The organism is Streptomyces sp. NPDC005706, assembly GCF_040631045.1.
In the GTDB taxonomy this organism is placed as follows: domain Bacteria; phylum Actinomycetota; class Actinomycetes; order Streptomycetales; family Streptomycetaceae; genus Streptomyces.
Genome location: NZ_JBEXYS010000031.1, coordinates 35547 through 62487, shown reverse-complemented (window position 1 = coordinate 62487; position 26941 = coordinate 35547). Strand labels below are relative to the sequence as shown.

27 protein-coding genes, 1 pseudogene and 1 riboswitch are annotated in these 26941 nt (G+C 73.9%); of the genes and pseudogenes, 13 read left to right on the top strand and 15 right to left on the bottom strand.

From position 1 onward, the window contains the following. Nucleotides 1–48 precede the first annotated feature (48 nt). Both ABZ478_RS32410 and ABZ478_RS32405 read right to left on the bottom strand, forming a co-directional pair. A complete protein-coding gene (locus tag ABZ478_RS32410) occupies nucleotides 49–1674 on the bottom strand; it encodes a cation acetate symporter (protein ID WP_359555037.1) in 1626 nt (541 codons plus the stop codon). After that, nucleotides 1671–2027: a DUF485 domain-containing protein gene (locus tag ABZ478_RS32405; RefSeq protein ID WP_359555035.1), complete on the bottom strand. Its 357-nt coding sequence runs from the start codon at nucleotides 2025–2027 to the stop codon at nucleotides 1671–1673. Before ABZ478_RS32405 ends, ABZ478_RS32410 begins: the two co-directional genes overlap by 4 nt. Before the next feature lie 286 nt (nucleotides 2028–2313). Here ABZ478_RS32405 and ABZ478_RS32400 point away from each other — a divergent pair, with 286 nt between their 5' ends. From ABZ478_RS32400 to ABZ478_RS32390, 3 genes are all read left to right on the top strand, one after another. Then, on the top strand, nucleotides 2314–3840 hold the full coding sequence (locus tag ABZ478_RS32400; RefSeq protein WP_359555033.1) for a S8 family serine peptidase: 1527 nt from the start codon (nucleotides 2314–2316) through the stop codon (nucleotides 3838–3840). 151 nt (nucleotides 3841–3991) lie between these two features. Continuing rightward, entirely contained in the window at nucleotides 3992–5371 is a 1380-nt protein-coding gene (locus ABZ478_RS32395) for a CoA transferase (RefSeq protein ID WP_359555031.1), read from the top strand. Nucleotides 5372–5480: 109 nt separating this feature from the next. Further along, nucleotides 5481–6482 carry a CopD family protein gene (locus ABZ478_RS32390; protein ID WP_359555112.1) on the top strand — a complete coding sequence of 334 codons (1002 nt, stop codon included), beginning with the start codon at nucleotides 5481–5483 and terminating at the stop codon, nucleotides 6480–6482. Nucleotides 6483–6500: 18 nt separating this feature from the next. On the opposite strand, the gene ABZ478_RS32385 is transcribed toward ABZ478_RS32390, so the two are convergent. Both ABZ478_RS32385 and ABZ478_RS32380 read right to left on the bottom strand, forming a co-directional pair. Further along, nucleotides 6501–7547 carry a zinc-dependent alcohol dehydrogenase family protein gene (locus ABZ478_RS32385; protein ID WP_359555029.1) on the bottom strand — a complete coding sequence of 349 codons (1047 nt, stop codon included), beginning with the start codon at nucleotides 7545–7547 and terminating at the stop codon, nucleotides 6501–6503. 123 nt (nucleotides 7548–7670) lie between these two features. Further along, complete coding sequence (locus tag ABZ478_RS32380; protein ID WP_359555027.1) at nucleotides 7671–8381, bottom strand: VIT family protein; 711 nt, start codon at nucleotides 8379–8381, stop codon at nucleotides 7671–7673. Nucleotides 8382–8621: 240 nt separating this feature from the next. On the opposite strand from ABZ478_RS32380, the gene ABZ478_RS32375 reads away from it, so the two are divergent. From ABZ478_RS32375 to ABZ478_RS32355, 5 genes are all read left to right on the top strand, one after another. After that, on the top strand, nucleotides 8622–9608 hold the full coding sequence (locus ABZ478_RS32375) for a DEDDh family exonuclease (protein ID WP_359555025.1): 987 nt from the start codon (nucleotides 8622–8624) through the stop codon (nucleotides 9606–9608). A 79-nt stretch (nucleotides 9609–9687) separates the two neighbouring features. Further along, nucleotides 9688–9921: a hypothetical protein gene (locus ABZ478_RS32370; RefSeq protein WP_359555022.1), complete on the top strand. Its 234-nt coding sequence runs from the start codon at nucleotides 9688–9690 to the stop codon at nucleotides 9919–9921. A gap of 34 nt (nucleotides 9922–9955) precedes the next feature. Then, the gene (locus ABZ478_RS32365; protein ID WP_359555020.1) at nucleotides 9956–10768 is read left to right on the top strand and encodes an SURF1 family protein; all 813 of its coding nucleotides are present in this window, start codon (nucleotides 9956–9958) and stop codon (nucleotides 10766–10768) included. 82 nt (nucleotides 10769–10850) lie between these two features. Next, entirely contained in the window at nucleotides 10851–12635 is a 1785-nt protein-coding gene (locus ABZ478_RS32360) for a glycoside hydrolase family 15 protein (protein WP_359555018.1), read from the top strand. Nucleotides 12636–12640: 5 nt separating this feature from the next. Then, nucleotides 12641–13396: an SDR family oxidoreductase gene (locus ABZ478_RS32355; RefSeq protein ID WP_359555016.1), complete on the top strand. Its 756-nt coding sequence runs from the start codon at nucleotides 12641–12643 to the stop codon at nucleotides 13394–13396. A gap of 19 nt (nucleotides 13397–13415) precedes the next feature. Here ABZ478_RS32355 and amaP read toward each other — a convergent pair whose 3' ends face one another. The 5 genes from amaP to ABZ478_RS32330 all read right to left on the bottom strand — a co-directional run bounded on the left by amaP (nucleotide 13416) and on the right by ABZ478_RS32330 (nucleotide 15782). Continuing rightward, on the bottom strand, nucleotides 13416–13997 hold the full coding sequence (amaP, locus tag ABZ478_RS32350; protein WP_359555014.1) for an alkaline shock response membrane anchor protein AmaP: 582 nt from the start codon (nucleotides 13995–13997) through the stop codon (nucleotides 13416–13418). Between the two features lie 5 nt (nucleotides 13998–14002). After that, nucleotides 14003–14638 carry a DUF6286 domain-containing protein gene (locus ABZ478_RS32345; RefSeq protein ID WP_359555011.1) on the bottom strand — a complete coding sequence of 212 codons (636 nt, stop codon included), beginning with the start codon at nucleotides 14636–14638 and terminating at the stop codon, nucleotides 14003–14005. Further along, nucleotides 14635–15054, bottom strand: coding sequence for an Asp23/Gls24 family envelope stress response protein (locus tag ABZ478_RS32340; RefSeq protein ID WP_359555111.1), 420 nt, complete (start codon nucleotides 15052–15054; stop codon nucleotides 14635–14637). Before ABZ478_RS32340 ends, ABZ478_RS32345 begins: the two co-directional genes overlap by 4 nt. Further along, nucleotides 15051–15245: a hypothetical protein gene (locus ABZ478_RS32335; RefSeq protein WP_358931867.1), complete on the bottom strand. Its 195-nt coding sequence runs from the start codon at nucleotides 15243–15245 to the stop codon at nucleotides 15051–15053. Before ABZ478_RS32335 ends, ABZ478_RS32340 begins: the two co-directional genes overlap by 4 nt. Before the next feature lie 63 nt (nucleotides 15246–15308). Beyond that, a complete protein-coding gene (locus ABZ478_RS32330) occupies nucleotides 15309–15782 on the bottom strand; it encodes an Asp23/Gls24 family envelope stress response protein (protein WP_359555008.1) in 474 nt (157 codons plus the stop codon). Nucleotides 15783–15869: 87 nt separating this feature from the next. Between ABZ478_RS32330 and ABZ478_RS32325 the strand changes: the two genes are divergently transcribed. After that, nucleotides 15870–16595: a nucleopolyhedrovirus P10 family protein gene (locus ABZ478_RS32325; RefSeq protein WP_359555007.1), complete on the top strand. Its 726-nt coding sequence runs from the start codon at nucleotides 15870–15872 to the stop codon at nucleotides 16593–16595. Nucleotides 16596–16628: 33 nt separating this feature from the next. Here ABZ478_RS32325 and ABZ478_RS32320 read toward each other — a convergent pair whose 3' ends face one another. The 3 genes from ABZ478_RS32320 to abc-f form a co-directional block, all read right to left on the bottom strand. Beyond that, on the bottom strand, nucleotides 16629–17432 hold the full coding sequence (locus ABZ478_RS32320) for an enoyl-CoA hydratase/isomerase family protein (protein ID WP_359555005.1): 804 nt from the start codon (nucleotides 17430–17432) through the stop codon (nucleotides 16629–16631). Between the two features lie 128 nt (nucleotides 17433–17560). Next, entirely contained in the window at nucleotides 17561–17782 is a 222-nt protein-coding gene (locus ABZ478_RS32315; protein WP_010355597.1) for a helix-turn-helix domain-containing protein, read from the bottom strand. A 335-nt stretch (nucleotides 17783–18117) separates the two neighbouring features. After that, nucleotides 18118–19716 (bottom strand): ribosomal protection-like ABC-F family protein, encoded by a 1599-nt coding sequence (gene abc-f / locus ABZ478_RS32310; protein WP_358931857.1) that lies wholly within the window; start codon nucleotides 19714–19716, stop codon nucleotides 18118–18120. A 213-nt stretch (nucleotides 19717–19929) separates the two neighbouring features. Here abc-f and ABZ478_RS32305 point away from each other — a divergent pair, with 213 nt between their 5' ends. After that, a complete protein-coding gene (locus ABZ478_RS32305; protein WP_359555003.1) occupies nucleotides 19930–20340 on the top strand; it encodes a VOC family protein in 411 nt (136 codons plus the stop codon). A gap of 63 nt (nucleotides 20341–20403) precedes the next feature. Here the strand turns inward: ABZ478_RS32305 and ABZ478_RS32300 are convergent, their stop codons facing one another. From ABZ478_RS32300 to ABZ478_RS32290, 3 genes are all read right to left on the bottom strand, one after another. Beyond that, the gene (locus ABZ478_RS32300; RefSeq protein ID WP_359555001.1) at nucleotides 20404–21831 is read right to left on the bottom strand and encodes a hypothetical protein; all 1428 of its coding nucleotides are present in this window, start codon (nucleotides 21829–21831) and stop codon (nucleotides 20404–20406) included. Nucleotides 21832–22013: 182 nt separating this feature from the next. Continuing rightward, nucleotides 22014–23141, bottom strand: coding sequence for an alpha/beta fold hydrolase (locus ABZ478_RS32295; protein WP_359554998.1), 1128 nt, complete (start codon nucleotides 23139–23141; stop codon nucleotides 22014–22016). A gap of 127 nt (nucleotides 23142–23268) precedes the next feature. Then, on the bottom strand, nucleotides 23269–23937 hold the full coding sequence (locus ABZ478_RS32290) for a class II aldolase/adducin family protein (RefSeq protein WP_359554997.1): 669 nt from the start codon (nucleotides 23935–23937) through the stop codon (nucleotides 23269–23271). 192 nt (nucleotides 23938–24129) lie between these two features. Here ABZ478_RS32290 and ABZ478_RS32285 point away from each other — a divergent pair, with 192 nt between their 5' ends. From ABZ478_RS32285 to ABZ478_RS32275, 3 genes and pseudogenes are all read left to right on the top strand, one after another. Beyond that, on the top strand, nucleotides 24130–24897 hold the full coding sequence (locus ABZ478_RS32285; RefSeq protein ID WP_359554996.1) for a lysozyme: 768 nt from the start codon (nucleotides 24130–24132) through the stop codon (nucleotides 24895–24897). A 144-nt stretch (nucleotides 24898–25041) separates the two neighbouring features. Next, nucleotides 25042–26208, top strand: a pseudogene (locus tag ABZ478_RS32280) (inorganic phosphate transporter); the annotation flags it as partial. Between the two features lie 147 nt (nucleotides 26209–26355). Beyond that, nucleotides 26356–26583 (top strand): hypothetical protein, encoded by a 228-nt coding sequence (locus ABZ478_RS32275; RefSeq protein WP_359554994.1) that lies wholly within the window; start codon nucleotides 26356–26358, stop codon nucleotides 26581–26583. A gap of 123 nt (nucleotides 26584–26706) precedes the next feature. Then, nucleotides 26707–26848, top strand: a riboswitch (cobalamin riboswitch). The last annotated feature ends 93 nt before the right edge of the window (nucleotides 26849–26941 follow it).

Genomic DNA, 26941 nt, shown 5'->3' with positions numbered 1-26941 from the left:
CGTCGTAGGACCGTACGATCCGGTACGACGCGGCCGTCGTCACGAAGGTCAGTGCGCTCCCGTGCCGGTCAGGGACCGCACCTCCAGCTCCGCGTACTTCCCGGCGTCCGGGACCTCCTTGGAGAGCAGGGTGCCCACGGCGCCCAGCAGGAAGCCGACCGGGATCGAGATGATGCCCGGGTTCTCCAGCGGGAACCAGTGGAAGTCGGCGTCCGGGAACATCGAGGTCGGTTTGCCGGACACCACCGGCGAGAACAACACGAGGCCGACCGCGGTGACCAGGCCGCCGTAGATCGACCACAGGGCGCCCGAGGTGGTGAACCGCTTCCAGAACAGGCTGTAGAGGATGGTCGGCAGGTTGGCGGAGGCGGCGACCGCGAAGGCGAGGGCGACCAGGCCGGCCACGTTCAGGTCGCGGGCCATGGCGCCGAGCAGGATGGAGACGGCGCCGATGCCGACGGTGGCCCAGCGGGCCGCGCCCAGTTCCTGCTTCTCGGTGGCCTGCCCCCTCTTGATGACGTTGGCGTAGATGTCGTGGGCGAAGGAGGACGACGAGGCCAGGGTGAGACCGGCGACCACCGCGAGGATGGTGGCGAAGGCGACGGCCGAGATGGTGGCGAGCAGGATCGCGCCCCAGTTGGAGTCCACACCGCCCAGGTGCAGGGCGAGGAGCGGGGCGGCGGTGTTGCCCGCCTTGTTGGAGGCGATGATCTCGTCCGGTTTGATCAGCGCGGCCGCGCCGAAGCCGAGGGCGAGGGTCATCAGGTAGAAGGCGCCGATCAGGCCGATCGCCCAGATGACGGACTTACGGGCGGCCTTGGCGGTCGGCACCGTGTAGAAACGGATCAGGATGTGCGGCAGGCCCGCGGTGCCCAGGACCAGGGCGATGCCGAGGGAGATGAAGTCCAGCTTGGTGGTGCCGGTGCCGCCGTACTTCAGGCCGGGCTCCAGGAACGCCGAACCCTTGGCGCTGTTGTCGGCGGCCTTGCCGAGCAGGTCGGAGATGTTGAAGTGGAACTTCAGCAGGACGAGGAAGGTCAGCAGCAGGGCGCCGATGATCAGCAGCACCGCCTTGACCATCTGGACCCAGGTGGTGCCCTTCATGCCGCCGATGGTGACGTACACGATCATCAGGACGCCGACCAGGGCGACGATGCCGATCTTGCCGCCGTCGCTGGTGATGCCGAGCAGCAGCGACACGAGTACGCCGGCGCCGGCCATCTGGGCGAGCAGGTAGAAGATCGACACGACGATGGTGGAGACGCCGGCCGCGGTACGGACGGGCCGCTGGCGCATCCGGTAGGCGAGGACGTCGCCCATCGTGTAGCGGCCGGAGTTGCGCAGCGGCTCGGCGACCAGGAGGAGGGCGACCAGCCAGGCGACCAGGAAGCCGATGGAGTACAGGAAGCCGTCGTAGCCGAAGAGGGCGATGGCGCCGGCGATGCCGAGGAAGGACGCGGCGGACATGTAGTCGCCGGAGACGGCCAGGCCGTTCTGGAAGCCGGTGAACTGCCGCCCGCCGGCGTAGAAGTCGGCGGCGTCCCTGGTCTGCCGGCCGGCCCAGACGGTGATCACGAGGGTCGCGGCGACGAACACCGCGAACAGGGTGATGATCAGCGTCCGGTGCTCACTGGCCTCGCCGGCGGCGAGCAGGGTGTGCTGTGCGGGGCTCATGCTCCGCCCTCCATCCGGGACTTGATGGCCTCGGCCCGCGGGTCGAGCTTGGCGGCGGCGTGCCGCGCGTACCACCAGGCGATGAGGAACGTGGTGAGGAACTGCGCGACGCCCAGGACGAGGGCCACGTTGATGTTGCCGGCCACCTTGGTGCCCATGAAGCCGCCCGCGTAGCAGGACAGCAGCACGTACAGCAGGTACCAGGTGATGAAGGCGAGGGTCAGGGGGAACGCGAAGGAGCGGTTGGCGCGGCGCAACTCAGCGAATTCCGCGCTCTGCTGGACCTCGACGAACTCCTCGGTGGAGGGAAGGTGGGCTTGCGGTTTCGCGGGTGGCGGTGTCTCGGTGGCCACGGGCTCTCCTCGCGTCGGACATGCGCTGCGTCGACCTCACACGGACAGGACGTCACGTTACCGGCAGTCGTCGGACGACTCCGGAACGTGTTTCCGGTGGGGGCCCACGGTCGTGACGGGCCCTCCGTCCACGGTCACGGCGCCGCGCGCGGACCGGTTCAAGTCGGCCTGCCTCTTTCGGAGATCAGATCGGGGAGATAGCTTCGGCCTGCACCACCCGTCATGTACGCGCCCGAGCACCACCTGTGTCTCGGGCCGTTCCGTATCCGGATGATGTGGAGATCCCATGGTTCATCTGCGCTCCAGACGCCGACTGGCACTCGCCGTGCCGGTCGTGCTCTCACTGACCGCCTCGCTCGGCTTCCTGCCGGCGGCGGCCTCGGCGGCGACCGAGGTGGCCACTACGGCACGGGCGGCGGACGGCCCGGCCCTGGCGTACGTGGTCAACACCAGGACGGACCACCGCACGATCGAGTCGGTGGAGCGGGCGATCTCGCGCAACGGCGGCACCGTCGTGGCGAGTTACGCCCGGATCGGGGTGATCGTCGCGCACTCCGCGAAGGCGGACTTCGGCGAGCGGATGCGGGCGGTGCGCGGCGTGCAGTCCGCGGGCGCCACGCGTACCGCCCCGCTGAGCGCGGCGGGGACGACGGACGAGGGCGCTGTCCAGGTCCTGTCGAAGGCGGAGGCCGCGAAGGTCGCCCAGGGCGCGGCGGCGGGCGAGGAGCCCCTCGAGGCCGACCAGTGGGACCTGCGGTCGATCGGCGCCGACAAGGCCGCGACGATCAACCCGGGCAGCGGGAACGTGACCGTCGGTGTGATCGACACCGGCGTCGACGACACCCACCCGGACATCGCCCCGAACTTCTCCGCCTCGCAGTCGGCGAACTGCGTGAGCGGCAAGGCGGACACGACGTACGGCGCCTGGCGGCCGGCGGACGCCGACCACTACCACGGCACGCACGTCGCGGGCGAGATAGCCGCGGCCCGCAACGGCATAGGCGTGGCGGGCGTGGCGCCCGGGGTGAAGGTCGCGAGCATCACGGTGTCCCAGCCGGACTCGACCTCGCTGTTCTACCCGGAGAGCGTGGTCTGCGCCTTCGTCTTCGCCGCGGACCACGGCATCGAGGTCACCAACAACAGCTACTACGTGGACCCGTGGCTGTACAACTGCATGGACGACCCCGACCAGCGGGCCATCGTCGACGCGGTCAACCGGGCCCAGCTGTACGCGCAGCGCAAGGGCACGCTCAACGTGGCCTCGGCGGGCAACTCCAACGACGACCTCGACTCCGACGCGATCGTGGACGACTCCAGCCCGGACGACTCGACCGCCACCACCCGGACGGTCGACCCGCACAAGTGCTTCGACATCCCGACCCAGCTGCCCGGCGTGGTCACCGTCAGCGCGGTGGGCGTCAAGGGCGCCAAGTCGTACTACTCCAGCTACGGCCGGGGCGTGGTCGACGTGGCCGGGCCGGGCGGTGACAAGTACCAGATCCCGGACACGCCGTCGAAGAACGGCCGCATCCTGTCCACGCTGCCGAACAACCAGTACGGCTTCCTCCAGGGCACCTCGATGGCGTCCCCGCACGTGGCCGCCGTGGCCGCGCTGCTGAAGTCCACGCACCGGCATGCCACCCCGGCCCAGCTCCAGGCGCTGCTCAAGGCACAGGCGGACAACCCGGGTTGCCCGGCCGGCCCGTACGACGGGGACGGCGACGGGGTCGTGGACGCGACCTGTGTCGGCAACAATCGCGTCAACGGGTTCTACGGATCCGGGGTCGTCAACGCGCTGCGCGCGGTGAACTGACCCGTCCCCGAGCTCGGGTGCCGCCGGAGGGATTCCGGCGGCACCCGCCCGGCCCGCGGTCCAGGCCTCAAGACCTCAAGGCCTCAAGGCCTCAAGACCTCAAGACCTCAAGACCTCAAGGTTGATTGAATCAATACTGCATAGTGCAGTCATGACGGAAATCGAGTTCGCCTGGACCGCGCTGGGCGGTGACCCCGCCCTGGTGCCCCGTGTGTCGGTCGTCGAGCGTGCCGGAACGCTGCCGGCACGGCTGCCGGTGAGCCGGCTGGCGCGCGCGTGCGTCGGCGCGTGCGCGCTGGCCGCCGCCGAGCTGGGGGCGCGGCGGGCCGGACTCGGCCGGGTGCCGGGCGCCGAGGTGGACGACGGCGCGGTCGCCGCCGCTTTCCACAGCGAGCGGCTGCTGCGGGTGGACGGCCGGGCCCCGGTCGCCTTCGCGCCGCTGTCCCGGTTCTGGCGGACCGCCGACGGCTGGGTACGCACCCACGCCAACTACCCGCACCACCGCGCCCGGTTGCTGCGCGCCCTGGACCTGCCCGAGGACGTACCGGTGGCGGAGGCGGCGGCGCGGATCGCCGAACGGTCCGCCCCGGAGGTGGAGGACACGGTCCACCGCGCCGGCGGTCTCGCCGTGGCCCTGCGCACCCCGCGGGAGTGGGCGGAGCACGGACAGGCCGCCGAGGTGGCCGCCCGGCCGCTGGTCGAACGCGAGCGGCTGGACACGTCCCCCGCGCGCGTGCCGTCCCCCCTGGACCCGGCCGCGGCCCGGCTGCTGCCCGCCGCCGGGCTGCGCGTCCTGGATCTGACCCGGGTGCTGGCCGGCCCGGTCGCCACCCGCACGCTCGCGCTGCTCGGCGCGGACGTACTGCGTCTGGACCCCCCGCGCTCGCCCGAACTCCCCGACCAGCACGCCGACACGGGCTTCGGCAAGCGCTCGGCCACCCTCGACCTCACCACCGGCCGGGACACCCTGGAGGAGCTGCTGGCCGCCGCGGACGTCGTCGTGACCGGCTACCGGCCCGGGACCCTGGACCGGTTCGGACTCTCCCCCGAGGCGCTGGCGGAGCGGCACCCCGGGCTGGTGGTGGCGCAGGTGTCGGCGTGGGGCGCGTACGGGCCCTGGGGCGGGCGGCGCGGCTTCGACAGCCTGGTGCAGGCCGTGACCGGCATCGCGGTGACCGAGGGATCGGCCGAGCGGCCCGGCGCGCTGCCCGCGCAGGCCCTGGACCACGGCACCGGGTACCTGCTGGCGGCGGCCGTGCTGCGGGCGCTGACCGAGCGGTCGTACGACGGCGGCGGCCGGCTGGTCCGGCTGGCGCTCGCCCGTACCGCGCACTGGCTGACGGACGGGATGCCTCCCGCCCGTGCCGGCGGCGGTGCCGGGTACGAGGGCCCGGACGCCTGGCTGGTGGAGACCGGCAGCCGGCTCGGGCGGCTGCGGCACGCCCTGCCACCGGTGTCCTTCACGGGCGGCCCGGCCGGCTGGGCACGGCCCCCGGTGCCCTGGGGGTCGGACCCCGCACGCTGGGAATGAGCCCTGGGGCGGCCGGAAACGTACGCACCGGCGAGACGGCGCGGCACCGGCCGCCCTCCCGGACTTGCCCGGTCCCCGGCCGGCTGGCGAGGATCGCGGGGTGACCCCGATACGACCGGCCGCCGGGGCCGCCGAAGCGGACGGCGCGGCGCACGGGTCCGGCGCCGGCCGGGCCGTGGCCGTGCTGGTGCTGGTGGCCCTGGCGGCGCTGATCCCGCTGTTCGGGCCGTCCGCCGCGCTGCACGGCACCGGGGAGGCCGCCGCGCCCGGGGCGGGCGGCATCGCGCTGCTGCGCGGGGTGCTGTTCGCCGCCCTGTGCGTCCCGCTGGGCGAGCTGTTCGTGCTCCGGCTCGCCCGGCGGCTGCCCGGTGCCCCCGCCGGACTGCCGCGCAGCTGGGCGCCGGCCGCGAACGCCGCCGGCCTCGTCGCGGCGCTGGCGCTGGCCGCGGTGGTCTCCGCGGGCAATCTGATCCCGCACGGCCCGGGTCAGATCGACGTCGGCGGTCTGTACGACTCCCGCGACGGCAGGCTGGCGCTGCTGGAGGTCAACGCCTTCCTGCTGGCGGGGCTGTGCGCGCTCGCCCGGCGGCCGGCGGCCCAGGTGTGGCCGCTGGCCGCGGTGCTGGTCGCGGAGGCGCTGCGCGCGCACCCCCCGACCGAGCAGAGCCCGCTGACCGGCTCCGGCCTGACACTGGTTCACCTGACCTGCGCGTCACTGTGGGCGGGCGGGCTGCTCCACGCGCTGCGGACCCTGCGGCGCTGGCGCGGCGACGCGGCCGGGCCCCGGCTGCTGGGACTGTACGCGCGCGTGGCGGCCGTACTGCTCGCCGCCCTCACCGCGACCGGTGTGTGGAGCTCGCTGCGCCGCATGCCGGCGGCGACGGTCCTGGACCAGCTCACGACGACGGCGTACGGGCGCGCCCTGCTGGCCAAGGTGATCCTGGTCGCCGTCGTCGCCGGGTTCGCCCTGTGGGCGCGGATCCGGCTGAGCCGCGCGGCGGACCCGCTGACCGCGTACACCCCGGCGCGGGCCGAGGTGACCGCCCTGGGCGCCGTGGTCGTGGTCTCGGGTCTGCTCACGGCTCTGCCGCTGCCGATCCGCTGGTCGTAGCCGGCTTCCGGCCGGGCGCTAGCCGTTGGTGACGAGCACCTTGAGGGCGGTGCGCTCGTCCATCGCCTTGTAGCCGTCCGGGACGCCCTCGATGCCGACGGTCAGGTCGAACACCGGGGAGGGGTCGATGGTGCCGTCGAGGACGTCGGGCAGCAGGTCGGGGATGTAGGCGCGGACCGGGGCGACTCCGCCGCGCAGGGCGATGTTCCGGTCGAACATGACGCCGAGGTCCAGTCCGGTGCCGCTGCCGTGCGGCACGCCGACGAAGCCGATGGCGCCGCCGTCGCGGGTGATGTTCACGGCCGTCCGCATGGACTGCTCGGTGCCGACCGCCTCGACCACGGCGTGCGCGCCCCGGCCCCGGGTCAGCTCGCGCACGGCTTCCACGGCCGCGTCGCCGCGCTCGGCGACGACGTCGGTGGCGCCGAAGCGGCGGGCGATGTCGGTGCGGACCTCGTGCCGGCCGAGCGCGATGATCCGCTCGGCACCGAGCCGCTTGGCGGCCAGCACGGCGCACAGGCCGACGGCGCCGTCGCCGACCACGGCGACCGTGGCGCCCGGGCGGGCGCCCGCGCCGAGGGCCGCGTGGTGGCCGGTGCCGAGCACGTCGGAGAGGGTCAGCAGGGCGGACAGCAGATGCTCGTCGGAGGCGGCTTCCTTGGGCAGCCGCACGAGGGTGCCGTCGGCGAACGGCACGCGCACGGCCTCGCCCTGGCCGCCGTCGTAACCGACGGAGCCCCAGAAGCCGCCGTGCTCGCAGGAGGTCGTCAGGCCCTCGCGGCAGTAGTCGCAGACGCCGTCGGACCACATGAAGGGGGCGACCACCAGGTCGCCGCGCCGGACGGCGGACACCTCGGAGCCGGTCTCCTCGACGACGCCGAGGAACTCGTGGCCGATGCGCTGCCCCGACTGCCGGGCCGCCTCGCCGCGGTAGGCCCACAGGTCGCTGCCGCAGATACAGGCGCGCAGCACCCGCACCACGGCGTCGGTGGGCAGCTGCACCACGGGTTCGGGGACGTCCTCCACGCGCATGTCGTACGGGGCGTGGATGGTGGTGGCGCGCATGGCGAGGGTCCTTCTCGTGCGGGATGTCGTGCGGTGCGCCCGGGGGGTGGTCGAGCGCACCTCACGGTACGTCCTGGCGGCGGCGGGCCGCGCGGGCGGGCCCCGGGTCCGCTCGCCGGCCGGCTACGCCCCCGCCGCGCCCAGCAGCGTCCCGGCCAGGTACGTCACCCCCATCGCGAGGGCGCCGCCCGCCGCGTTGCGCAGCACCGCGCGGCCGGGCGCGGCGGCGCCGAGCCGGGCGCTGCTCCAGCCGGTGAGCACGAGCGCGGCCAGCACGGAGAGCACGGTGACCGGGAGCCGCCGGCCGGCCGGCGGCAGGACGATCGCCAGCAGCGGCAGCAGGGCGCCCACGGTGAAGGCCAGGAAGCTCGCCCAGGCCGCGTGCCAGGGGTTGGTGAGTTCGTCCGGGTCGATGCCCAGTTCCACGCGCGCGTGCGCCCTCAGTGCGTCCCGCTCGGTGAGCTGCCCGGCGGCCTCCCGGGCGACCTCGCGGGACAGCCCGCGCTCCTCGAGCATCCGGGTCAGCTCATCCAGTTCCGCGGCCGGCCGCTCGCGCAGCTCCCGCCGTTCCTGGGCCAGCGCGGCCTTCTCCGAGTCCCGCTGGGTGGACACCGACACGTACTCCCCGGCCGCCATCGACATGGACCCGGCGAGCAGGCCGGCCAGGCCCGCGGTGAGCAGGGCGGCCCGGGAGTCGGTCGCGCCGGCCACGCCGACGACGAGTCCGGCGGTGGACACGATGCCGTCGTTCGCGCCGAGGACGGCCGCCCGCAGCCAGTTCAGGCGCGAACCCAGCGCGCCGCCGTGCGTCTCGTCATGGGTTGGTTCCGTCACAGCAGGGAGAATCGCACAGCCGCGCCCGCGCCGGCGTCCCGCCGTGAGCGTGCCGCCGCGCTCCGGCGGACTGCGGGGCCGGCGCGCCGAGTTCGGGCACGGCCGCGGGAACTGCCGCACGTCCGGCACGGGTTCGCGCACGCACGCGTGTGCGGCCGCCGAGCAGGAGGACGGGCCCGGGACGCCGCCGCCGGACCTGGGGGACGGCGCTGTCGGTCGTGGCCCGTATCCTCATTGACCATGCTCGAAGACCGTGCGACCGCAGTGTCCTCCGCCACGCCGTGGCCGGCCGCGTATCCGAAGGGATACGCGGTCGTTGACGTGGAGACCACCGGCCTGGCCCGGGACGACCGGATCATCTCCGCGGCCGTGTACCGGCTGGACGCGCGCGGCGAGGTCGAGGACCACTGGTACACGCTGGTCAACCCGGAGCGCGATCCGGGACCGGTCTGGATACACGGCCTGACGAGCGAGGTGCTCGAGGGGGCGCCGCTGTTCGGGGAGGTGGCGGAGGAGTTCGCGGCCCGCCTCGACGGCCGGGTGCTCGTCGCGCACAACGCGGTCTTCGACTGGCAGATGATCGCGCGCGAGTACGCACGCGCGCGGCGCGAGGCCCCGGTGCGTCAGCGGCTGTGCACCATCGCGCTGTCGAAGGAGCTGGGGCTGCCGCTGCCCAACTTCAAGCTGGAGTCGCTGGCCGCGCACTTCGGGGTGGTCCAGCAGCGGGCGCACCACGCGCTGGACGACGCTCGGGTGCTCGCCGAGGCGTTCCGGCCCAGTCTGCGGGCCGCGGCGGCGGGTGACGTACGGCTTCCGCTGCTGGAGTGCCGTCCGCTGACGGAGTGGTCGGACACCCCCAGGATCGGCCGGCAGGCGGGCGGTGGCTACGGCGGCCAGGGCTACGGCGGTTGGCGCCCGTCCCGGAAGCGGCCCGCCTGCCCCCACCCCAACCCCGGCCGCTACGAAGCGGGCAGACGCCTCAAACAGGGCATGCGGGTGGCGTTCTCCGGGGACACCTCCACCGAGCGGGAGCTGCTGGAGGACCGGGCGACCGAGGCCGGGCTGCACGTGGCGACGAGCCTGTCCCGGCTGACCAGCCTGCTGGTCACCAACGACCCGGGCTCGGGCACCTCGAAGGTGGTCAAGGCGCGGCAGTTCGGGACGCCGGTGGTCGACGAGGCAGCGTTCGGACAGCTGCTGCGGGACGTCGAGCCCGCCGACGGATGACCGTACGGACGGGTGATTGGCGCGCGACTCGCCCCGCGCCCGCTCGCCCGGGGACCGGCCACGGCTCACGCTGTGCCCCATGGCGACATGTGAAGTCTGCGGCAACAACTACGGAATGACCTTCGAGGTGCACGCACAGGGTGCCGTGCACGTGTTCGACTGTTTCTCCTGCGCGATCCACCGCATGGCCCCGATCTGCGAGCACTGCCGGGTGCAGATCATCGGGCAGGGCGTGGAGGTCGAGGGCCGCTGGTTCTGCGGCGCGCACTGCGCCCGGGCGGAGGGGAAGACGGGGGTGGTGGACCGGGTGTGACCCGGTACCCGCCCGAATGCACCCCACGGCCCGGATGTACCGTCGTGGGGTGCACCGCTACCGTTTCCTGCTGACCCGCCAGTGGGTGATCCTCACCATCATCGCGATCGCGCTGATCCCGACGATGATCAAGCTGGGCTTCTGGCAGCAGCACCGGTACCAGGAGCGCACCGCACGCAACGACCTCGTCTCCCGGGCCCTGCACGCCGAGCCCGTCCCGGTGGAACGGCTCACTTCCCCGGGTCACTCCGTGACCCGTGCCGAGAAGTACCGCACGGTCACCGCGACCGGCGCCTTCGACACCTCCCGGGAGGTGGTGGTCCGGCGCCGGACGAACTCCGACGGCGAGGTCGGCTTCCACGTCCTGACCCCGTTCGTCCTGACCGACGGCCGGGTGCTGCTGGTCAACCGGGGCTGGATCCCGGCGAACGGCGTGCAGACCGACTTCCCCGAGATCCCCGCGCCGCCCGCGGGCCGGCTCACCGTCACCGGGCGGCTGGAGGCCGACGAGACGACCTCGGCGAGCGGCATCAAGAACATCAAGGGACTGCCGGACCGGCAGATCATGCTGATCAGCAGCGCCGAGGAGGCGCGGCGGCTCGGCGCGAAGGTGCTCGGCGGCTACGTCGAGCAGACGGCGCCCGCGGCCAGGGGCGGCACCCCGGAGCAGATCTCCGACCCGGGCAGCGAGGACGCCCCGCTGAACTACGCGTACATGCTCCAGTGGTGGCTGTTCGCCGCGGGCGTCCCGGTGGGCTGGTGGTTCCTGGTCCGGCGCGAGATCCGGGACCGGGAAGAGGCGGCCGCCGAGCCGGCGCCGGAGGAGAGCGAACCGGCCACCGTGTGACGGCACCGGTCCTGCGGGACGGCCGTCACTCCCCCGGCGCACCACCTGATTGGCCGCGCGAGCCCCCGGGAAACCGCATGCTGTGAACGAGCGCATCGAGGACTACGCCGTCATCGGGGACGAGCAGACCGCGGCCCTGGTCGGCCGGGACGGCTCGATCGACTGGCTGTGTCTGCCCCGCTTCGACTCCGGCGCCTGCTTCGCCAGGCTCCTCGGCGACGAGGAGAACGGCCACTGGCGGATCGCGCCGAAGGGCGCGGGCATGTGCACCCGCCGCGCCTACCGGCCCGACACCCTGGTCCTCGACACCGAGTGGGACACCGCCGAGGGCACCGTGCGGGTGACCGACCTGATGCCGCAGCGCGACCGCGCCCCCGACGTCGTACGGATCGTGGAGGGCGTCAGCGGGCGGGTCACCGTACGCAGCATGCTGCGCCTGCGCTTCGACTACGGCTCGATCATCCCGTGGATGCGCCGCTCCGACGGCCACCGGGTGGCCATCGCCGGACCGGACTCGGTGTGGCTGCGCGCCGAGCCCCATGTGCGGATGTGGGGCGAGGACTTCTGCACCCACGCGGAGTTCACCCTCGCCGAGGGCGAGCGGGTGGCGTTCGTGCTGACCTGGCACCCCTCGCACGAACCGCGTCCCGCGCTCGTCGACCCCTACGCGGCGCTGAGCGCCAGCGTGCGGGACTGGCGGCGCTGGGCGGCCCGCTGCCGCTACGACGGGCCGCACCGGGACGCCGTCGTACGGTCCCTGATCACCCTCAAGGCGCTCACCTACGCCCCGACCGGCGGGATCGTCGCCGCGGCCACCACCTCCCTGCCCGAGGAACCGGGCGGGGTGCGCAACTGGGACTACCGGTACTGCTGGCTGCGTGACTCCACCCTCACCCTGGGCGCCCTGCTGGCCGCCGGCTACCACGGCGAGGCCGAGGCCTGGCGCGACTGGCTGCTGCGGGCGGTCGCGGGCGACCCGGCCGACCTTCAGATCATGTACGGCGTGGCGGGCGAGCGGCGGCTGCCGGAGTGGGAGCTGCCCTGGCTGCCCGGCTTCGCCGACTCCGCGCCGGTACGGGTCGGCAACGGCGCCGTCGACCAGCTCCAGCTCGACGTGTACGGCGAGGTCATGGACTCGCTGTTCCTGGCCCGCGCCTCGGGCCTGTCCACCAAGCCGCACATGTGGTCGCTGCAGTGCGCGCTGATGACGTTCCTGCGGTCGGCGTGGCGGCAGCCCGACGAGGGCCTGTGGGAGGTGCGCGGCGGCCGGCGCCACTTCGTGCACTCGAAGGTGATGGTGTGGGTGGCCGCCGACCGCGCCGTACGGACCCTGGAGCGGTACCCGGAGCTGCCCGGTGACCTCGAAGGCTGGCGCGCGATGCGCGACGAGGTGCACCGGGAGGTGTGCGAGAAGGGGTACGACCCCGAGCGCAACACCTTCACCCAGTACTACGGCTCGCGCGAACTGGACGCCGCCCTGCTGCTGATCCCCTACTACGGCTTCCTGCCGCCCGACGACCCGCGGGTGATCGGCACGGTCGACGCGATCCGCGACGACCTGGACCACGGTGGGCTGGTCCGCCGCTACGACACCGACGCGATCGGCGTCGACGGCATGCCGGGCGGCGAGGGCGCCTTCCTGGCCTGCTCGTTCTGGCTGGCCCAGGCCCTGCACATGACGGGCCGCACGAAGGAGGCACGGGAGCTGTTCGAGAGGCTGGTGGGGCTCGTCAACGACGTGGGGCTGCTCGCGGAGGAGTACGACCAGCAACTGGGCCGCCAGCTCGGCAACTTCCCGCAGGCGTTCAGCCACATCGCGCTGGTGAACACCGCCCTCGCCCTGTTCGGCGGCGAGGAGGCAGGATAGGTGCCATGGATCTTGGACTGAAGGACCGGGTGTACGTCGTCACCGGCGCGACGCGGGGGCTGGGCAACGCCGCCGCGCGGGAGCTGGTCGCCGACGGGGCGAAGGTGGTCGTCACCGGCCGCGACGAGAAGCGGGCCGCCGACGCGGCGGCCGAACTGGGCCCGAACGCGGTGGGCGTGGCCGTCGGCAACGCCGACCCGGAGGCCGCCGAGCGGCTGATCGCGGCCGCCCGGGAGCACTTCGGCGGCTGCCACGGCGTTCTGGTCAGCGTCGGCGGGCCGGCGCCGGGGTTCGTCGCCGACAACACGGACGAGCAGTGGCGGGACGCGTTCGAGTCGGTGTTCCTCGGCGCGGTGCGGCTCGCCCGCACCGCGGCGGCCGAACTGGAGCCGGGCGGCGTCATCGGCTTCGTGCTGTCCGGGTCGGTGTACGAGCCCATCGCGGGGCTGACCATCTCCAACGGGCTGCGGCCGGGGCTCGCCGGATTCGCCAAGTCCCTCTCGGACGAGCTGGGGCCGCGCGGGATCCGCGTGGTGGGTCTGCTGCCGGGCCGGATCGACACCGACCGGGTGCGTGAGCTGGACGCGCTGTCCGCCGATCCCGAGGCGACCCGGGCGGCGAGCGAGTCCCGGATCCCGCTGCGCCGGTACGGGGCGCCGGAGGAGTTCGGCAGGGTAGCGGCGTTCCTGCTGTCCCCGGCGGCCTCCTACCTGACCGGGATCATGGTGCCGGTGGACGGCGGGATGCGGCACGGATTCTGAGGCCCGCTCGGCGGAGGGGTCAGGAGACCCGCTCCGCACGGTGTCCGACCGCCCGCAGCCGCACCTCCGCCGGGAGCGTCGCCAGACCCGCCGACTCGCGCGCGCGGGTCAGCGGCCGAGCGGTGAACTCGCTCAGGGCGGCGGCGGGGTCCACGGCCGGCTCCAGCCGGAGCCCGGCCCGTACCGCGGGCCTGGTACGGCGGCCGGCCAGCAGGACCTCGGCGTCGGCCACGCCCGGCTGCCGGGCCGCGTCCTCGGCGAGCGCGGACTCCAGGGCCGGCCCGCGCAGCAGGGCGCCCTCGCCGTCCCCGGTGTCGACCACGATCCCGGCCGGGCGGCGCCGGCGCAGGACCGCGGCGAGCCACCACAGGGCCAGCAGGACGAGGACGGCGAGGCCCCCGATGACCGCGGGCCACCACCAGCCCGCGTCCCGCCACCGGGTGCGCTCGGCGGTGCTGAGCAGGACGTCGTGCGGGCCGGAGTGGGGCCAGCGGCGCGGCACCGGGGCGCCCAGGCCCACGGCCAGCACCGAGCCGCCCACGACGAGCAGCAGGAGCCCCACCAGACAGAGCAGTGCGCGGTTCACTCGTCCGGTGCGCATCGTCCTCACCTCTTCCGTCCGGGCCGCCGGACGGAAACCGACAGCGCGGGCGGCCGGCTCAGCCCGAGCCCCCGCACCGCGTCGGTAAGCACGTCGTCCAGGTCGGCCCGTACCTCGTCCAGGTCGCGGAAGTGCGCCAGCGCCCGGACGCGGGCCCGGCGGCGGCGCATCCGCACCCGCGCCTCCCGCACACCCGAGACCTCCAGGGCCCGGTCACGCAGCACCAGGGCGGCCGCCTCGCGGCGCAGTCCGGCGCGGACGTCGGGGTGCGGGCGCCGCATGGGCAGCAGGGCGCGCAGACCTGGCGTGACGGCGAGCACGATCAGCCACAGGCCGAGGACGGCGGCCACACCGGCGCCGGCCAGCACCCAGACGTCGTCCAGGGGGCGCTCGGCGAGCTGCCGAGCCAGCGCGCGCCGCCACTGCATCGCCGGGCGGTGGGCGCGTACGGCGACGACGTCGTACAGCAGGACGCCCGCGCCGGCCAGCAGGAGCAGGGCGACGACGCCGGCGGGGACCCGGCGCGGCGACCAGAAGCGGCCGCTGCCCCGGTCGAGCAGGGGCGGTGACGCGTCGGGGCTCTTGCCGAGGTCGAGGACGGGCATGCGCCGGGTGTCCTCGGACGGCCGGGGTTCGTTCATCGCGTCCTCCCGCGGTGCGCGCCGGCTAGCGGTGCCAGATGCAGCCGCTCCACCCGGACGGCGACCTCCAGCACCTCCATGCTCACCAACTCGCTCACCCGCTCGGTCACTCGCCGACGCACCGCGGCGCAGCGGGCACCGATGTCGACGGGGTGGGCGAGTTCCACCTCGATGCGGACGCGGGCCGTTCCCACCGGGCTGCCCCGGCCCGAACCGGCCCGGGGGTGGGGGTGGACGACGACTGCGGCGTGCGGGGCGGCGGCGTCCGCGGGCAGCGGGCCGAGGGCCTCGCGGGCGGCACGCGAGGCGATCTTCGCCACGACCCGGTCCGCGATCCGGAGGGCGCCGCGCTCACCGGCCGGCACCGCGGCCGGGCGCGGGCGGGCCGTGCCGGTCTCCGTGCTCACGGCGGTCAGCCCCGCCGGTCGCGCCGGTCGCCGCGGCCGCGGAAGAGGTCACCGGGTTGCAGGTCGCCCTCCAGGTACCGGCCGGCGACGAACCCGACGGCGCCCAGCGCCGCCACCAGCAGGAAGGCTCCGAAGCCGCCGAAGTACCCGGCGAACCCCAGCGCCATCCCGGCGATCATGCCGACCATGGCCATGCTCATGCAGCACTCCTTCAGTCCGTCGGCGGTGCGGTCCCGGGCGCGTCGCCCCGGGCGGGCGGGGCGTCACTGGATCCGGGGCGGCTCGGGTTCCTCCTCCTCCTCGTCGGGCAGCTTGACGTCGCTCACCGCGATGTTGACCTCGACGACCTCGAGTCCGGCCATCCGCTCCACGGCGGCGACCACGTTCTCCCGCACCGAGCGGGCGACCTCGGAGATGGACACGCCGTAGTCCACGACGATCTCCAGGTCGATCGCGGTCTGCACCTCGCCGACCTCGGCCTTCACTCCCCGGGTCACGGACTTCGAGCCGCCCGGCACCCGGTCGCGCACCGCGCCGAACGTCCGGGCAAGACCGCTGCCCAGGGCGTTCACCCCGACCACGTCGCGGGCGGCCAGCCCGGCGATCTTCTCCACGACACCGTCGGCGATGGTCGTCCGCCCACGGGTCGCCGGGTCTCCGCCGCCGCGTCTGGTGGCCTTGCGGGTCGAGAGCTGTGGTTCGTTGTCACCGTCTTGGGTCGTCGTCATGTCGGTCATCGCCGTACGTCCCTTTCGGTCGTCGTTCTCCGACCACCGTAAGCGGGGTTGCGCGGTTGCGCGCCGGGGATACGGCAGGCTGGAGGAATGACGGCGGATCGGTGGACGCGGGTGTCGGGGCAGCATCGGCCGGCCCTGGGCAGACTGCTGCCGCTCGGCGGCCCGCGCGACGGCGCGTGGATCGCCGAGGGTGCGGCCCGGGCGGTACTGGAGCGCGCGGCGAACGGGGTGCCGGGCGTGCGCCTCGGCACGCCGCGGATCGCGCTCGCCGATCCGGACGACATCGGCGAACCGGTCGTACCGCGGCCGCCGGGCGCGCTGCCTCCGGGTGCCCTGCGGGTGACGGCGGACTTCGCGGCCCCGGCCGCCGAGCCGCTGCCGGCGACGGCGTCCCGGCTGCGGCTCGCCCTGCTGGCGGCCGCGACGGACACCCTGGGCCTCGCGGTCACGGAGGTGGATCTGCGGGTGACGGAGCTGCTGGATACGGCGGACGGTCAGGGCACGCCGGTGGAGGCGCCGCGGCCGCCGGCCGCCCGGGACGCCACGGACCCCGACGAGTCCCGCGCGGCGGCGGCCGCGCTGTCCGTCCCCGGGGTCGCGCGGCTGACCGGATCACTCGGCGGTCTCGGCCGGGCCGTGCACATCGAGGAGCGTGCCGGGGACACCGCGCTGCCGCACCGGCACGTCCGTGTGGAGCTGGCGACGGGCGCGGGCCACCGGGCCGTTGAGGTGGCCCGGCGGGTGCGCGAGGCGGTGCGGGACGCGCTGGACGATCATCCGACGGTGGCGGTGCTGGTCACGAGCGTGGCCTGACCGGCCGGCCGGAGCGCGCGGCGCCCCGCGGGCTCATTCGCCCACGCCGGCCAGATCCCGCAGTCGCCGGGCCTGGGCGGCCCGCTCTGCGGCGCGCTGGGAGTCGTAGTCGCGTTCCGGTGCATCCCGCAGCAGTGCCTTGGTCTCCACCACCGCGTCGCGCGGGGCGGCCAGCATCGCCGCGGCCAGGTCCTGTACCGCGCCGTCGAGTTCGGCCGCCGGCACCGCGAGGTTGGCCAGCCCGGAGGCCACCGCCTCACCGGCCCCGACGAACCGGCCCGTCGCGCAGATCTCCAGCGCGCGGGCGTACCCGACCAGACCGACCAGCGGATGCGTGCCGGTCAGGTCGGGAACGAGGCCGAGCGAGGTCTCGCGCATGGCGAACTGCACGTCGTCCGCCACCACCCGCAGGTCGCAGGCGAGAGCGAGCTGGAACCCGGCACCGATGGCATGGCCCTGAACAGCGGCGATGGACACGATGTCGTTGCGCCGCCACCAGGTGAACGCCTCCTGGTATTCGGCGATGGTCGCGTCGAGCCCGGCGTCGTCACGACGCGCGAGTTCGACGAAGTTCGGCTCGCCCGGGATTCCCTCCGGCGTGAACATCCGGCGGTCCAGCCCGGCGGAGAAGGACTGGCCCTCACCACGCAGCACCACGACCCGGACGGAGCCCGGCAGCAGCCGGCCCGCCTCGGTGAGCGTCCGCCACATGGCGGGGCTCTGCGCGTTGCGCTTGGCCGGATTGGCCAGCGTCACCGTGGCGAGCGCGTCGTCGACGGTGAGCCGTACGCCGTCCTTGTCGAGTACAGGAGCAAGGTCCTGGTCGGGCGAAGCCATGGGGCGCCTCCGATGAGTGCGGTCATCACACATTGCCGTACGGCATGCTAAGTGACTGCACAGTAACCACCCGGCCGCTGAGACTGCCGACCGGGTGGCCACCATCGAAGCCGATGGGCCGCCCGGAGTCAGGACGTAGCGGCCTTCTTGCCCCGGGTCGCTCCGCCACGCCCACGGAGCGTGACGCCCGACTCGCTGAGCATCCGGTGCACGAAGCCATACGAGCGGCCGGTCTCCTCGGCCAGCGCCCGGATGCTCGCACCGGAGTCGTACTTCTTCTTCAGGTCTGCCGCGAGCTTGTCGCGCGCGGCGCCGGTCACCCGGCTGCCCTTCTTCAGAGTCTCGGCCACCCGTGCCTCCTCATGGGAAGTGCGCTCTGGTCTCCTCATGATCACCCCTCCGGGGCGTGATGGCCACCCATTCGGCAAGGTCCGTGAGACATCGACGTGACGACAGGAGCGCATCCCCACATACGGAATGAGTGATTCCGCGGTTTCGCGGACACACGGCCGAACGGGTGGTTCCGTGAAGTGCCAGGTCAGGGACGCGAGGCGGCCGACCCCTTGGCGCTCAAGGGATCGGCCGCGAAATCGGTGTACGACACACGTCGGTACGAGGAGATCTCACACAGATGATGGATCACGGCTCGGCCGAATGATCCATACGCCGTGGATCAGACTTTCGATCAAGCCAGGGCGACGAGATCCGCGTAGTCGGCGCCCCACAGGTCCTCGACGCCGTCCGGCAGCAGGATGATGCGCTCCGGCTGCAGGGCCTCGACCGCGCCCTCGTCGTGGGTGACCAGGACGACCGCGCCCTTGTAGGTGCGCAGGGCGCCGAGGATCTCCTCGCGGCTGGCCGGGTCCAGGTTGTTGGTCGGCTCGTCCAGCAGCAGGACGTTGGCGGCGGAGACGACCAGCGTGGCGAGGGCGAGCCGGGTCTTCTCGCCGCCGGAGAGCACCCCGGCGGGCTTGTCGACGTCGTCGCCGGAGAACAGGAACGAGCCGAGCACCTTGCGGACCTCGACCAGGTCCATGTCGGGCGCGGCCGAGCGCATGTTCTCCAGGACCGTGCGGTCGGGGTCCAGGGTCTCGTGCTCCTGGGCGTAGTAGCCGAGCTTGAGGCCGTGGCCGGGGACGACCTCGCCGGTGTCGGGCTGCTCGACTCCGCCGAGGAGGCGCAGCAGCGTGGTCTTGCCGGCGCCGTTGAGGCCGAGGATGACGACCCGCGAGCCCTTGTCGATGGCCAGGTCGACGTCGGTGAAGATCTCCAGGGAGCCGTACGACTTGGACAGCCCCTCGGCCATCAGCGGGGTCTTGCCGCAGGCCGCGGGCTCGGGGAAGCGGAGCTTGGCGACCTTGTCGGACTGGCGGACCGCCTCAAGACCGGAGAGCAGCTTGTCGGCGCGGCGGGCCATGTTCTGCGCGGCGACCGTCTTGGTGGCCTTGGCGCGCATCTTGTCGGCCTGCGAGTGCAGGGCGGCGGCCTTCTTCTCGGCGTTGGCGCGCTCGCGCTTGCGGCGCTTCTCGTCGGCCTCGCGCTGCTGCTGGTAGAGCTTCCAGCCCATGTTGTAGACGTCGATCTGGGCGCGGTTGGCGTCCAGGTAGAACACCTTGTTGACGACCGTCTCGACCAGGTCGACGTCGTGGGAGATCACGATGAAGCCGCCGCGGTAGGTCTTCAGGTAGTCGCGCAGCCAGATGATCGAGTCGGCGTCGAGGTGGTTGGTCGGCTCGTCCAGCAGCAGGGTGTCCGCGTCGGAGAACAGGATGCGGGCCAGCTCGATGCGCCGGCGCTGACCGCCGGAGAGCGTGTGGAGCGGCTGGCCGAGGACCCGGTCGGGCAGGTTGAGCGCCGCGGCGATGGTGGCGGCCTCGGCCTCGGCCGCGTAACCGCCCTTGGTGAGGAACTCGGTCTCCTGGCGCTCGTACTGCTTCAGGGCCTTCTCGCGGGTGGCGCCCTGGCCGTTGGCGATGCGCTGCTCGTTCTCGCGCATCTTGCGCAGCAGCACGTCGAGGCCGCGCGCGGAGAGGACGCGGTCCCGGGCGAGGACGTCGAGGTCGCCGGTGCGGGGGTCCTGCGGCAGGTAGCCGACCTCGCCGGAGCGGGCGATCTGGCCGCCGGCCGGGATGCCCTCGCCGGCCAGGCACTTGGTGAGGGTGGTCTTTCCCGCGCCGTTGCGGCCGACGAGGCCGATGCGGTCGCCCTTGGCGACACGGAAGGTGGCGTTCTCGATGAGGACGCGCGCACCGGCGCGCAGCTCGATTCCGGAAGCGGAGATCACGGACAGACTCCAGGGCGTACTGAGGATTGGCGGTGGGCGGCTGAGGACGTTCCCGCCGTCTAATGCGCGAGGAGAATGGCCATGGGCCAAGTCTAACGGGACCGTGCAAGCGCTTTTTCTGCGTCCGCGCGTTCGAGCCGGAGGGTGGGTGCCGGTGGGAGCTGCCAGACTCGGGGACGGGGGCGGTGACCGGCGCACGAGGGAGTGATCGGCATGGCGGGCACGGGCGGACGGCCGAGCGTCTTTCCGACGCTGCTGTACACGGACGCGAAAGCGGCGATCAGGCAGCTCACCGAGGCCTTCGGCTTCACCGAGCTGTCGGTGTACGAGACGGAGGACGGCACGGTGATGCACGCCGAGCTGGTCCAGGGCGGGGGCGCGGTGATGCTCGGTTCCAAGGGCCGCGGCGGCCTCTTCGACACGGCCATGCGGGGCGCCGGGCCCGCCGGGGTGTACGTCGTCGTGGACGACGTCGACGCCCACCACCAGCGGGCCGTGGCGCACGGCGCGGAGATCCTGATGCCCCCGACGGACCAGGACTACGGCTCGCGGGACTACATGGCGCGGGACGCGGAGGGCAACGTCTGGAGCTTCGGCACCTACGCGCCCGAGATCGGCGGCTGACCGGCCCGGTGCGCCGGGCCCGGTGCGCAGGGCGCTCCCCGGCGGGCCGCCCGGCGCACCGGATCAGCCGCCGGTGTGCACCTGGAAGGCGGCCCGGCGCACGGCCTTGGCGAGGGCCGGGTCGGGGTGGGCGGCGGCGAGGGCCACCAGGACCTGCACGGTGCGCGGGTGGCCGACGGCGCGGACCTCGTCCAGCAACAGGGGGACGGTCGGCTGCACCGCGGCCTCCAGGTGCCGTACCAGCATCGACGTCTCGCCGTGGTCGGCGACGGCGGCGGCGGTGTCGACCCACAGCCAGGTTGCCTCCTCGCGGGTGAGGACCTCGTGGGCGTCCTCCGGGTCGACGCCGTCGTGCTCGGCCAGCCACAGCAGCGCGTAGGGCCGCAGGGCGGAATCGTCCAGTACCGCGTGCACCTCGGGTTCGGCGGGGGCGCCGACGATGCGCAGCGCCTCGAAGGCCAGGCCGCGCAGCAGGGCGTCGTCGCCCCGGGCGGCGGCGAGCAGCTCGGTGACGGCGCTGCCGACGGGGCGGGCGGCGAGCCAGGCGCGGTACTCGGCGCGGGCGGCGTTGGGGCGGAGCTGGGCGCAGCCGCGGAGCATGTCCTCGGCGGCCTGCTCGATGTGGCCGGCGGGGCTCTGCGCGGCCACGCAGATCTGCTCCAGCTTGACCCAGACCGCCCAGTTGCCCAGCGGGGTGAGCGTGGCCTGGCCGTCGCCGTAGGTCAGGGCGCCCACGGAGGCGAGGGCCGTGAGGGCCCACTCCAGGAGCGGGGCGAGCGGGGTGTCCGCGGCGGGCCCGGGCTCCGGGGGGGCGGGGGTCCCGGCGGGGGCCGGGGAGCCGTCGGCGCCTGGCTCGTAGGGGACCTCGCAGCGCTCGGTGCGCAGTTCGGTGACCCGCTGCTGGAGGAGGTCCAGGAGCTGCTCGACGGGCACGGGGCCGGCGGAGAGCTGGAGGAAGGAGAGCACCTGGGGCATGGCGGAGACGACCTCGGCGACGGCGGCCGGCTCGAACTCCGCGGGCTCCGGGCTGGCGAGCGACCAGGCGTCGAACAGGGCGACCCAGCCGCGCAGCACGGCGCTGTCGTCGCGGTCCCAGGCGCGCAGGCGCCAGCCGGGGCGCGCGCTGTCCCCGTGCACCTCGATGAGTCCGGCGAGCCGGGCGGTGTCCCAGTCGGCGCGGATCCGGTCGGCGTCCAGGCCGAGGCCGGCGGCGGCGCGCTCGGCGGTCGCGTCGGAGAGGGTGGCCTTGCCGTCGGCGGTGACGGAGTCGCTGCCGGGCCCGAGGGCGGAGTCGGCCCAGCGGGCGACCCGCACCGCGCCGGCCAGGCCGGTGCGCGCCATTCTGGCCAGTTCGGCCGGGGCGGGGGTGCCCTCCGGCGGCCGGGGTGCGGGGCGGCGCGGGCGCCGCTGGTTCACAGCTCTGGGGGCGGCGGCCAGGGGTCGCGGTCGGACGAGTCGAAGCCTGGAGTCGCGCGGGATACGGGACGTCACGGGTGCAGTCTTCCGGTTGACGGTCCGAAAACCCAAACGGAATGTCACGGGGGGCTACGGGGCTGGCCAACGCACCCGGCCCGGGGGCGGGCCGGGAGACGGGATCAGGCCAGTGGTACGGCCTTATACGGAAACGGCCGGCCGCGGCCGGCCGGCCCGTACCGGAGGGCGCCGCGGGCCGGTCACATCAGCGGGGTCAGGAAGCGGCGCAGCCGCTCCTCGTACTCGTGCGGGTCGGCGTTCCACATGGCCGCGTGCGGGGCCCGCGGCACGGTGTGCAGCGCGACGAGGTCGGCGCGGCGGGCGGCGAGACGGCGGGAGTGCTCCCAGGGGGCCACCACGTCGTCGGGGCCGTGGATGATCAGCGTGGGCACGGCGAGCCGGTCGGGGTCGGCGGTCTCGGCGCCGCGGTCGGCGTGCAGTCCGGCCCGGCCCTGCGCGGCGCGTACCGCGAGCGGCAGCAGGGCGTCGGGGGTGTGGCGGGCCTGGGCGAGGGCGCGCAGGGTGGCCTGCCAGCTCAGCACCGGGGAGTCGAGGACCAGCCCGGCGACGCGCTCGCGCACGGCGGAGTGCTCCGCGGCGCGCAGGGCCATGGTGGCGCCGGTGGACCAGCCGAGGAGGACGACCCGGCGGGCGCCGTAGCGGACGGCGTAGCGGATCGCCGCGTCCACGTCGCGCCACTCCGTCTCGCCGAGGTGGTTCAGGCCGTCCGGGGAGCGCGGGGCGCCCAGGTCGCCGCGGTAGGCGAGCGCGAGGACGGGGACGCGGCGGCGGTGCAGGTACGCCATGACGTTCAGGGCCTGCTCGCGGGTGGTGCCGAGGCCGTGCACCGCGATCACCCAGGTGTCCCGGTGGCCGGGCACGAACCAGGCGGGCAGGGCGCCGAGTTCTCCGGGGATGTCGATGTCGGCGTGGTCGAGGCCGAGGGCGGTGCCCGGGTTGCCGACGTACACGTTCGGGGTGAGCCACACGGGATCGCCGGGGGCGAAGGTGCCGTGGGTGACGCGTTCCAGGCGCCTGACGACGCTGTCGGCGGTGTGCTCGGCCGAGTCCAGCAGGGGCCCGACGACCGCGTGCGAGCCGTCGCCGGCCAGACCGTAGGTGCCGGGGCGCAGGGAGGCCAGGTCGCGGGTGAGGGCGATCCGGCCGGGCGCGGTGCCGTGCACGGTGAGCCGGGGTTCGGTGGGCAGCGGCCGGCCCGGGGACGCCTTCAGCGCGGCGTCGCTGGCCAGCCGGCCGGCGGCGACGGATGCCGCCCCGGCGGCCAGGACGGCGCCGAGGGCGGCGGCGGTCGCTCTGACGGTGCGCACGGCTCCAGTGTCGTGGGGGGCGCCGGAACCGGCCAGCCGGAGGAGCGGGCCGGACGGCCCGGGGCGGCGGCCGAAGGGCGGCCGGGCGGCGGGCGGACGGAGCGGGTGGCTGTGCGACGACAAGGGGTCACCTCCGTTGGCCGTATCCCTTCAAGCGTGCCCCGGCCTCGGCGATGTGTGCCTCCGTCAGCAGAGCGGGCGTGAGGCCCGGCACGGAGGACGCCGTCAGCCACAGCCGGCACATCCATTCCAGCTGGGCGGTGCGGTCGTAGGCCTGGTCGAGGGTGGCGCCGTAGGTGATCGCGCCGTGGTTGCGCAGCAGGCAGCCGGAGCGGCCGGCCAGCGCCGCGAGCATGTTCCGGGCCAGTTCGTCGGTGCCGTAGGCCGCGTAGGGGGCGACCCGCACGGAGCCGCCGAGGGCGGCGGTCATGTAGTGGATCGGGGGCAGTTCGGTGACGAGGGTGGAGACGGCCGTGGCGTGCACGGCGTGGGTGTGGACGACGGCGAGGGCGTCGGTGGTGCGGTAGACGGCGAGGTGCATGGGCAGCTCGCTGGTCGGCACGAGGGTGCCGAGCACCTGCCGGCCGTCCAGGTCGACGCCGGTGATGTCGGCCGGGGTGAGCCGGTCGTAGGGCACGCCCGACGGGGTGACCAGCACCAGGTCCCCCACGCGGGCGGAGACGTTGCCGGAGGTGCCGACGACCAGCCCGTCGGCCACGGTCCGGCGGGCCGTCCCGACCAGCGCCGCCCAGCTCCGCTCCTGCTGCTCCCGCGCGTCCCGCCACTGTTCGACCATGCGGCGATCCTGCCAGCCCGTCCGGTGCGGGGCGGGCCGGCGGCGGAGTTCCGGCCGGAACCGGTGCCGCCGGACGAGTGGACGCCCGCGCGCAACACCCAATAAATGCACTTGATCGGACCAGAGCCAGGCATCTAATGATCATTAACGCCCGCAGCCGCCCGACGCCTCACCGCCGCACCAGGGGGACGTATGGCCCGTGACCGCTCGCCCTCCCGCCTCCGCCGTCGCGTGGCCGCCGTCGCGGCCGCCGGGGCGGCACTCGCCCTCGCGGGCACCCCGTGCGCCTCCGCCGCCGGGCCCTCGGCGGCGGAGGCGGCCGGTCTCCCCCGGGGGCACGACGTGTCCTCGCACCAGAGACACGTCGACTGGCCCGCCGCCCGGTCGGACGGCGCGCGGTTCACCTACATCAAGGCGACCGAGTCCACGACCTATCGCAACCCCTACTTCGCCCGGCAGTACGCGGGCGCACGCCAGGCGCACCTGATCCGCGGCGCGTACCACTTCGCCCGCCCCGACCAGTCCTCCGGAGCCGCGCAGGCCGCGTACTTCGTGCGGCACGGCGGCGGCTGGCGGGCGGACGGCTGGACCCTGCCGCCGGCCCTCGACATCGAATACGACCCGTACGACAGCAGGCACCTCTGCTACGGGCTCGGCCACCGCCGGATGGTCGGCTGGATCCGCTCCTTCAGCGACGAACTGGACCGGCTCACCGGCCGCCGCCCGGTGATCTACACGACCGCCCAGTGGTGGGCCGCCTGCACCGGCGGCAGCCGCGCCTTCGCCTCCGACCACCCGCTGTGGATCGCCCGTCACGGCACGTCAGGGCCCGGATCGCTGCCCGGCGGATGGTCGTCCTGGACCTTCTGGCAGTACGGCACCGAGGGCGGTCTGCCGGGTGACCAGAATCTCTTTCACGGGCCGCCGAGCCGGCTGCGGGCCTTCGCGCGGGGCCGGTAGCCAAGGGGCGCCCCGGCCGGCCGGCCGGGGCGGAATCCCGAACCCCCGTTACCGACACCCCCACGCCCGACCCAGTTCATCTTCCGTTCACCCAGGTTGCCTACGTTCGACCCGCCAATGACGCTCGAACGATTGCCTGGGTAAATGGAAAGCTTCTCGCTGATCCTCGCGATTGTGGTGGTAACCGCACTCGCGTTCGATTTCACGAACGGTTTCCACGACACCGCCAACGCGATGGCCACCACCATCTCGACCGGCGCTCTGAAGCCCAAGGTCGCGGTGGCCATGTCCGCCGCGCTCAACCTTGTGGGCGCTTTCCTCTCCGTGGAGGTCGCCAACACGATCTCCAAGGGTCTCGTCGATGAGAACGGCATCCGTCCCGAGGTCATCTTCGCCGCCCTGGTCGGCGCGATCCTCTGGAACCTGCTGACCTGGCTGGTGGGACTGCCCTCCAGCTCCTCCCACGCCCTGATGGGCGGTCTGATCGGCGCCACCGTCGCCTCGGCGGGCTTCGGCGCCGTCCACGGCGACGTCCTGGTCACCAAGGTGCTGCTGCCGGCGGTCGCCGCCCCGGTCGTGGCCGGACTGGCCGCCATGCTCGCCACCCGCTTCTCCTACGGGATCGGCGGCAAGCACGAGGGCGACGCCACCCGCAAGGGCTACCGCGCCGGCCAGATCGCCTCCGCCGGACTGGTCTCCCTCGCGCACGGCACCAACGACGCCCAGAAGACGATGGGCATCATCACCCTGGCGCTGATCGCGGGCGGTGCCATCGCCCCGGGCTCCAACCCTCCCACCTGGGTGATCCTCTCCGCCGGCATGGCCATCGCGCTCGGCACCTACATCGGCGGCTGGCGCATCATCCGCACCATGGGCACGGGCCTGACCGAGCTGGAGTCGCGCCAGGGCTTCGCCGCCCAGACCAGCGCCGCCACGGCCATCCTGGCCTCGTCGCACCTCGGCTTCTCGCTGTCCACCACCCATGTCGTCTCCGGTTCGGTGATGGGCGCGGGTCTGGGCCGCAAGGGCGGCGTGGTCCGCTGGTCCACCGCGACCCGCATGGCCGTCGCCTGGGTCCTCACCCTGCCGGCCGCCGCCCTGGTCGGCGCGCTCGCCGAGTCCGTCACGGACCTGGGCGACTGGGGCACCGCCGTCGTCGCGGTCTTCCTGGTCGGCTCCAGCGCCGCCATCTGGAAGCTCTCCCGCCGCGAGGTCGTCGACCACACCAACGTCAACGGCACCGACGAGGCCGCCGAGCCCGCCGGTGTGGTGACCACCGCGATCGCCGCGGTGACCCCGCCGCCGGCCGGCACCCTCACCCTCACCGAGGGGCCGGCCATCAGCTTCCCGACGCAGTCCGGCGGCCCGGCCCCGGCCGTCGCCGAAGTCACGGCACCGGCCGCTGCGGCCGTGCCCCCGGCCGCCACCGTCTGACCCGGTTACCGAAGGAAAAGCAACATGAAGATCGACTGGGCGTCCATCGGCTCCGTCTTCGGCGTCAGCCTGGCCTTCACGGTGGGCCTGGTGGCCCTGTTCACCCTCGGCGTCAACGGCCTGTCCCGGCGGGAGAGGGCGGCGGCGCAGGGCGGGTCCGCGGCGCTCGCCGTGACGGGCGCGTACGTGTGCTTCGCGGCGTGCGCGGCGGCCGTGGCCTACGGCATCTACCTGATCGTGGCCAAGCCCTGACCCGAGCCACCCTCGAAGAGGCTCCCCGCCGGTGTGTTCCGGCAGGGAGCCTTTTCCATGTCCGGATCTCGCCGGTGTGGGGCTCAGCACACTCTCCCCTCGCAGGTCAAAGGCAAGTTGACGGCCCTTCGGGGCGCGTGGTGGACTGCCCGGGCCATGTACGGCGGCAGGAGAGGAAGCCGGTGCGAATCCGGCGCGGTCCCGCCACTGTGACCGGGGAGTGATCCCCGGGAGCCAGGAACTCTCACCGCCGGCTTCGTCGAACCAGGGCGCGGACACCCTGAGTGAGGACACATATCGCCATGCTCGGCCGCAGATCGAGGACCCGTACCAGGGCCTGTCACGAGAGTCCCGCCCC

What these genes read in the sequence shown, in the direction of transcription:
- ABZ478_RS32410 (WP_359555037.1), bottom strand. Translation starts at nt 1,674, where the DNA reads ATGAGCCCCGCACAGCACACCCTGCTCGCCGCCGGCGAGGCCAGTGAG.
- ABZ478_RS32400 (WP_359555033.1), top strand. Translation starts at nt 2,314, where the DNA reads ATGGTTCATCTGCGCTCCAGACGCCGACTGGCACTCGCCGTGCCGGTC.
- ABZ478_RS32395 (WP_359555031.1), top strand. Translation starts at nt 3,992, where the DNA reads ATGACGGAAATCGAGTTCGCCTGGACCGCGCTGGGCGGTGACCCCGCC.
- ABZ478_RS32385 (WP_359555029.1), bottom strand. Translation starts at nt 7,547, where the DNA reads ATGCGCGCCACCACCATCCACGCCCCGTACGACATGCGCGTGGAGGAC.
- ABZ478_RS32375 (WP_359555025.1), top strand. Translation starts at nt 8,622, where the DNA reads ATGCTCGAAGACCGTGCGACCGCAGTGTCCTCCGCCACGCCGTGGCCG.
- ABZ478_RS32370 (WP_359555022.1), top strand. Translation starts at nt 9,688, where the DNA reads ATGGCGACATGTGAAGTCTGCGGCAACAACTACGGAATGACCTTCGAG.
- ABZ478_RS32365 (WP_359555020.1), top strand. Translation starts at nt 9,956, where the DNA reads ATGTACCGTCGTGGGGTGCACCGCTACCGTTTCCTGCTGACCCGCCAG.
- ABZ478_RS32355 (WP_359555016.1), top strand. Translation starts at nt 12,641, where the DNA reads ATGGATCTTGGACTGAAGGACCGGGTGTACGTCGTCACCGGCGCGACG.
- amaP (WP_359555014.1), bottom strand. Translation starts at nt 13,997, where the DNA reads ATGCGCACCGGACGAGTGAACCGCGCACTGCTCTGTCTGGTGGGGCTC.
- ABZ478_RS32345 (WP_359555011.1), bottom strand. Translation starts at nt 14,638, where the DNA reads ATGAACGAACCCCGGCCGTCCGAGGACACCCGGCGCATGCCCGTCCTC.
- ABZ478_RS32335 (WP_358931867.1), bottom strand. Translation starts at nt 15,245, where the DNA reads ATGAGCATGGCCATGGTCGGCATGATCGCCGGGATGGCGCTGGGGTTC.
- ABZ478_RS32330 (WP_359555008.1), bottom strand. Translation starts at nt 15,782, where the DNA reads ATGACCGACATGACGACGACCCAAGACGGTGACAACGAACCACAGCTC.
- ABZ478_RS32325 (WP_359555007.1), top strand. Translation starts at nt 15,870, where the DNA reads ATGACGGCGGATCGGTGGACGCGGGTGTCGGGGCAGCATCGGCCGGCC.
- ABZ478_RS32320 (WP_359555005.1), bottom strand. Translation starts at nt 17,432, where the DNA reads ATGGCTTCGCCCGACCAGGACCTTGCTCCTGTACTCGACAAGGACGGC.
- ABZ478_RS32305 (WP_359555003.1), top strand. Translation starts at nt 19,930, where the DNA reads ATGGCGGGCACGGGCGGACGGCCGAGCGTCTTTCCGACGCTGCTGTAC.
- ABZ478_RS32290 (WP_359554997.1), bottom strand. Translation starts at nt 23,937, where the DNA reads ATGGTCGAACAGTGGCGGGACGCGCGGGAGCAGCAGGAGCGGAGCTGG.
- ABZ478_RS32285 (WP_359554996.1), top strand. Translation starts at nt 24,130, where the DNA reads ATGGCCCGTGACCGCTCGCCCTCCCGCCTCCGCCGTCGCGTGGCCGCC.
- ABZ478_RS32275 (WP_359554994.1), top strand. Translation starts at nt 26,356, where the DNA reads ATGAAGATCGACTGGGCGTCCATCGGCTCCGTCTTCGGCGTCAGCCTG.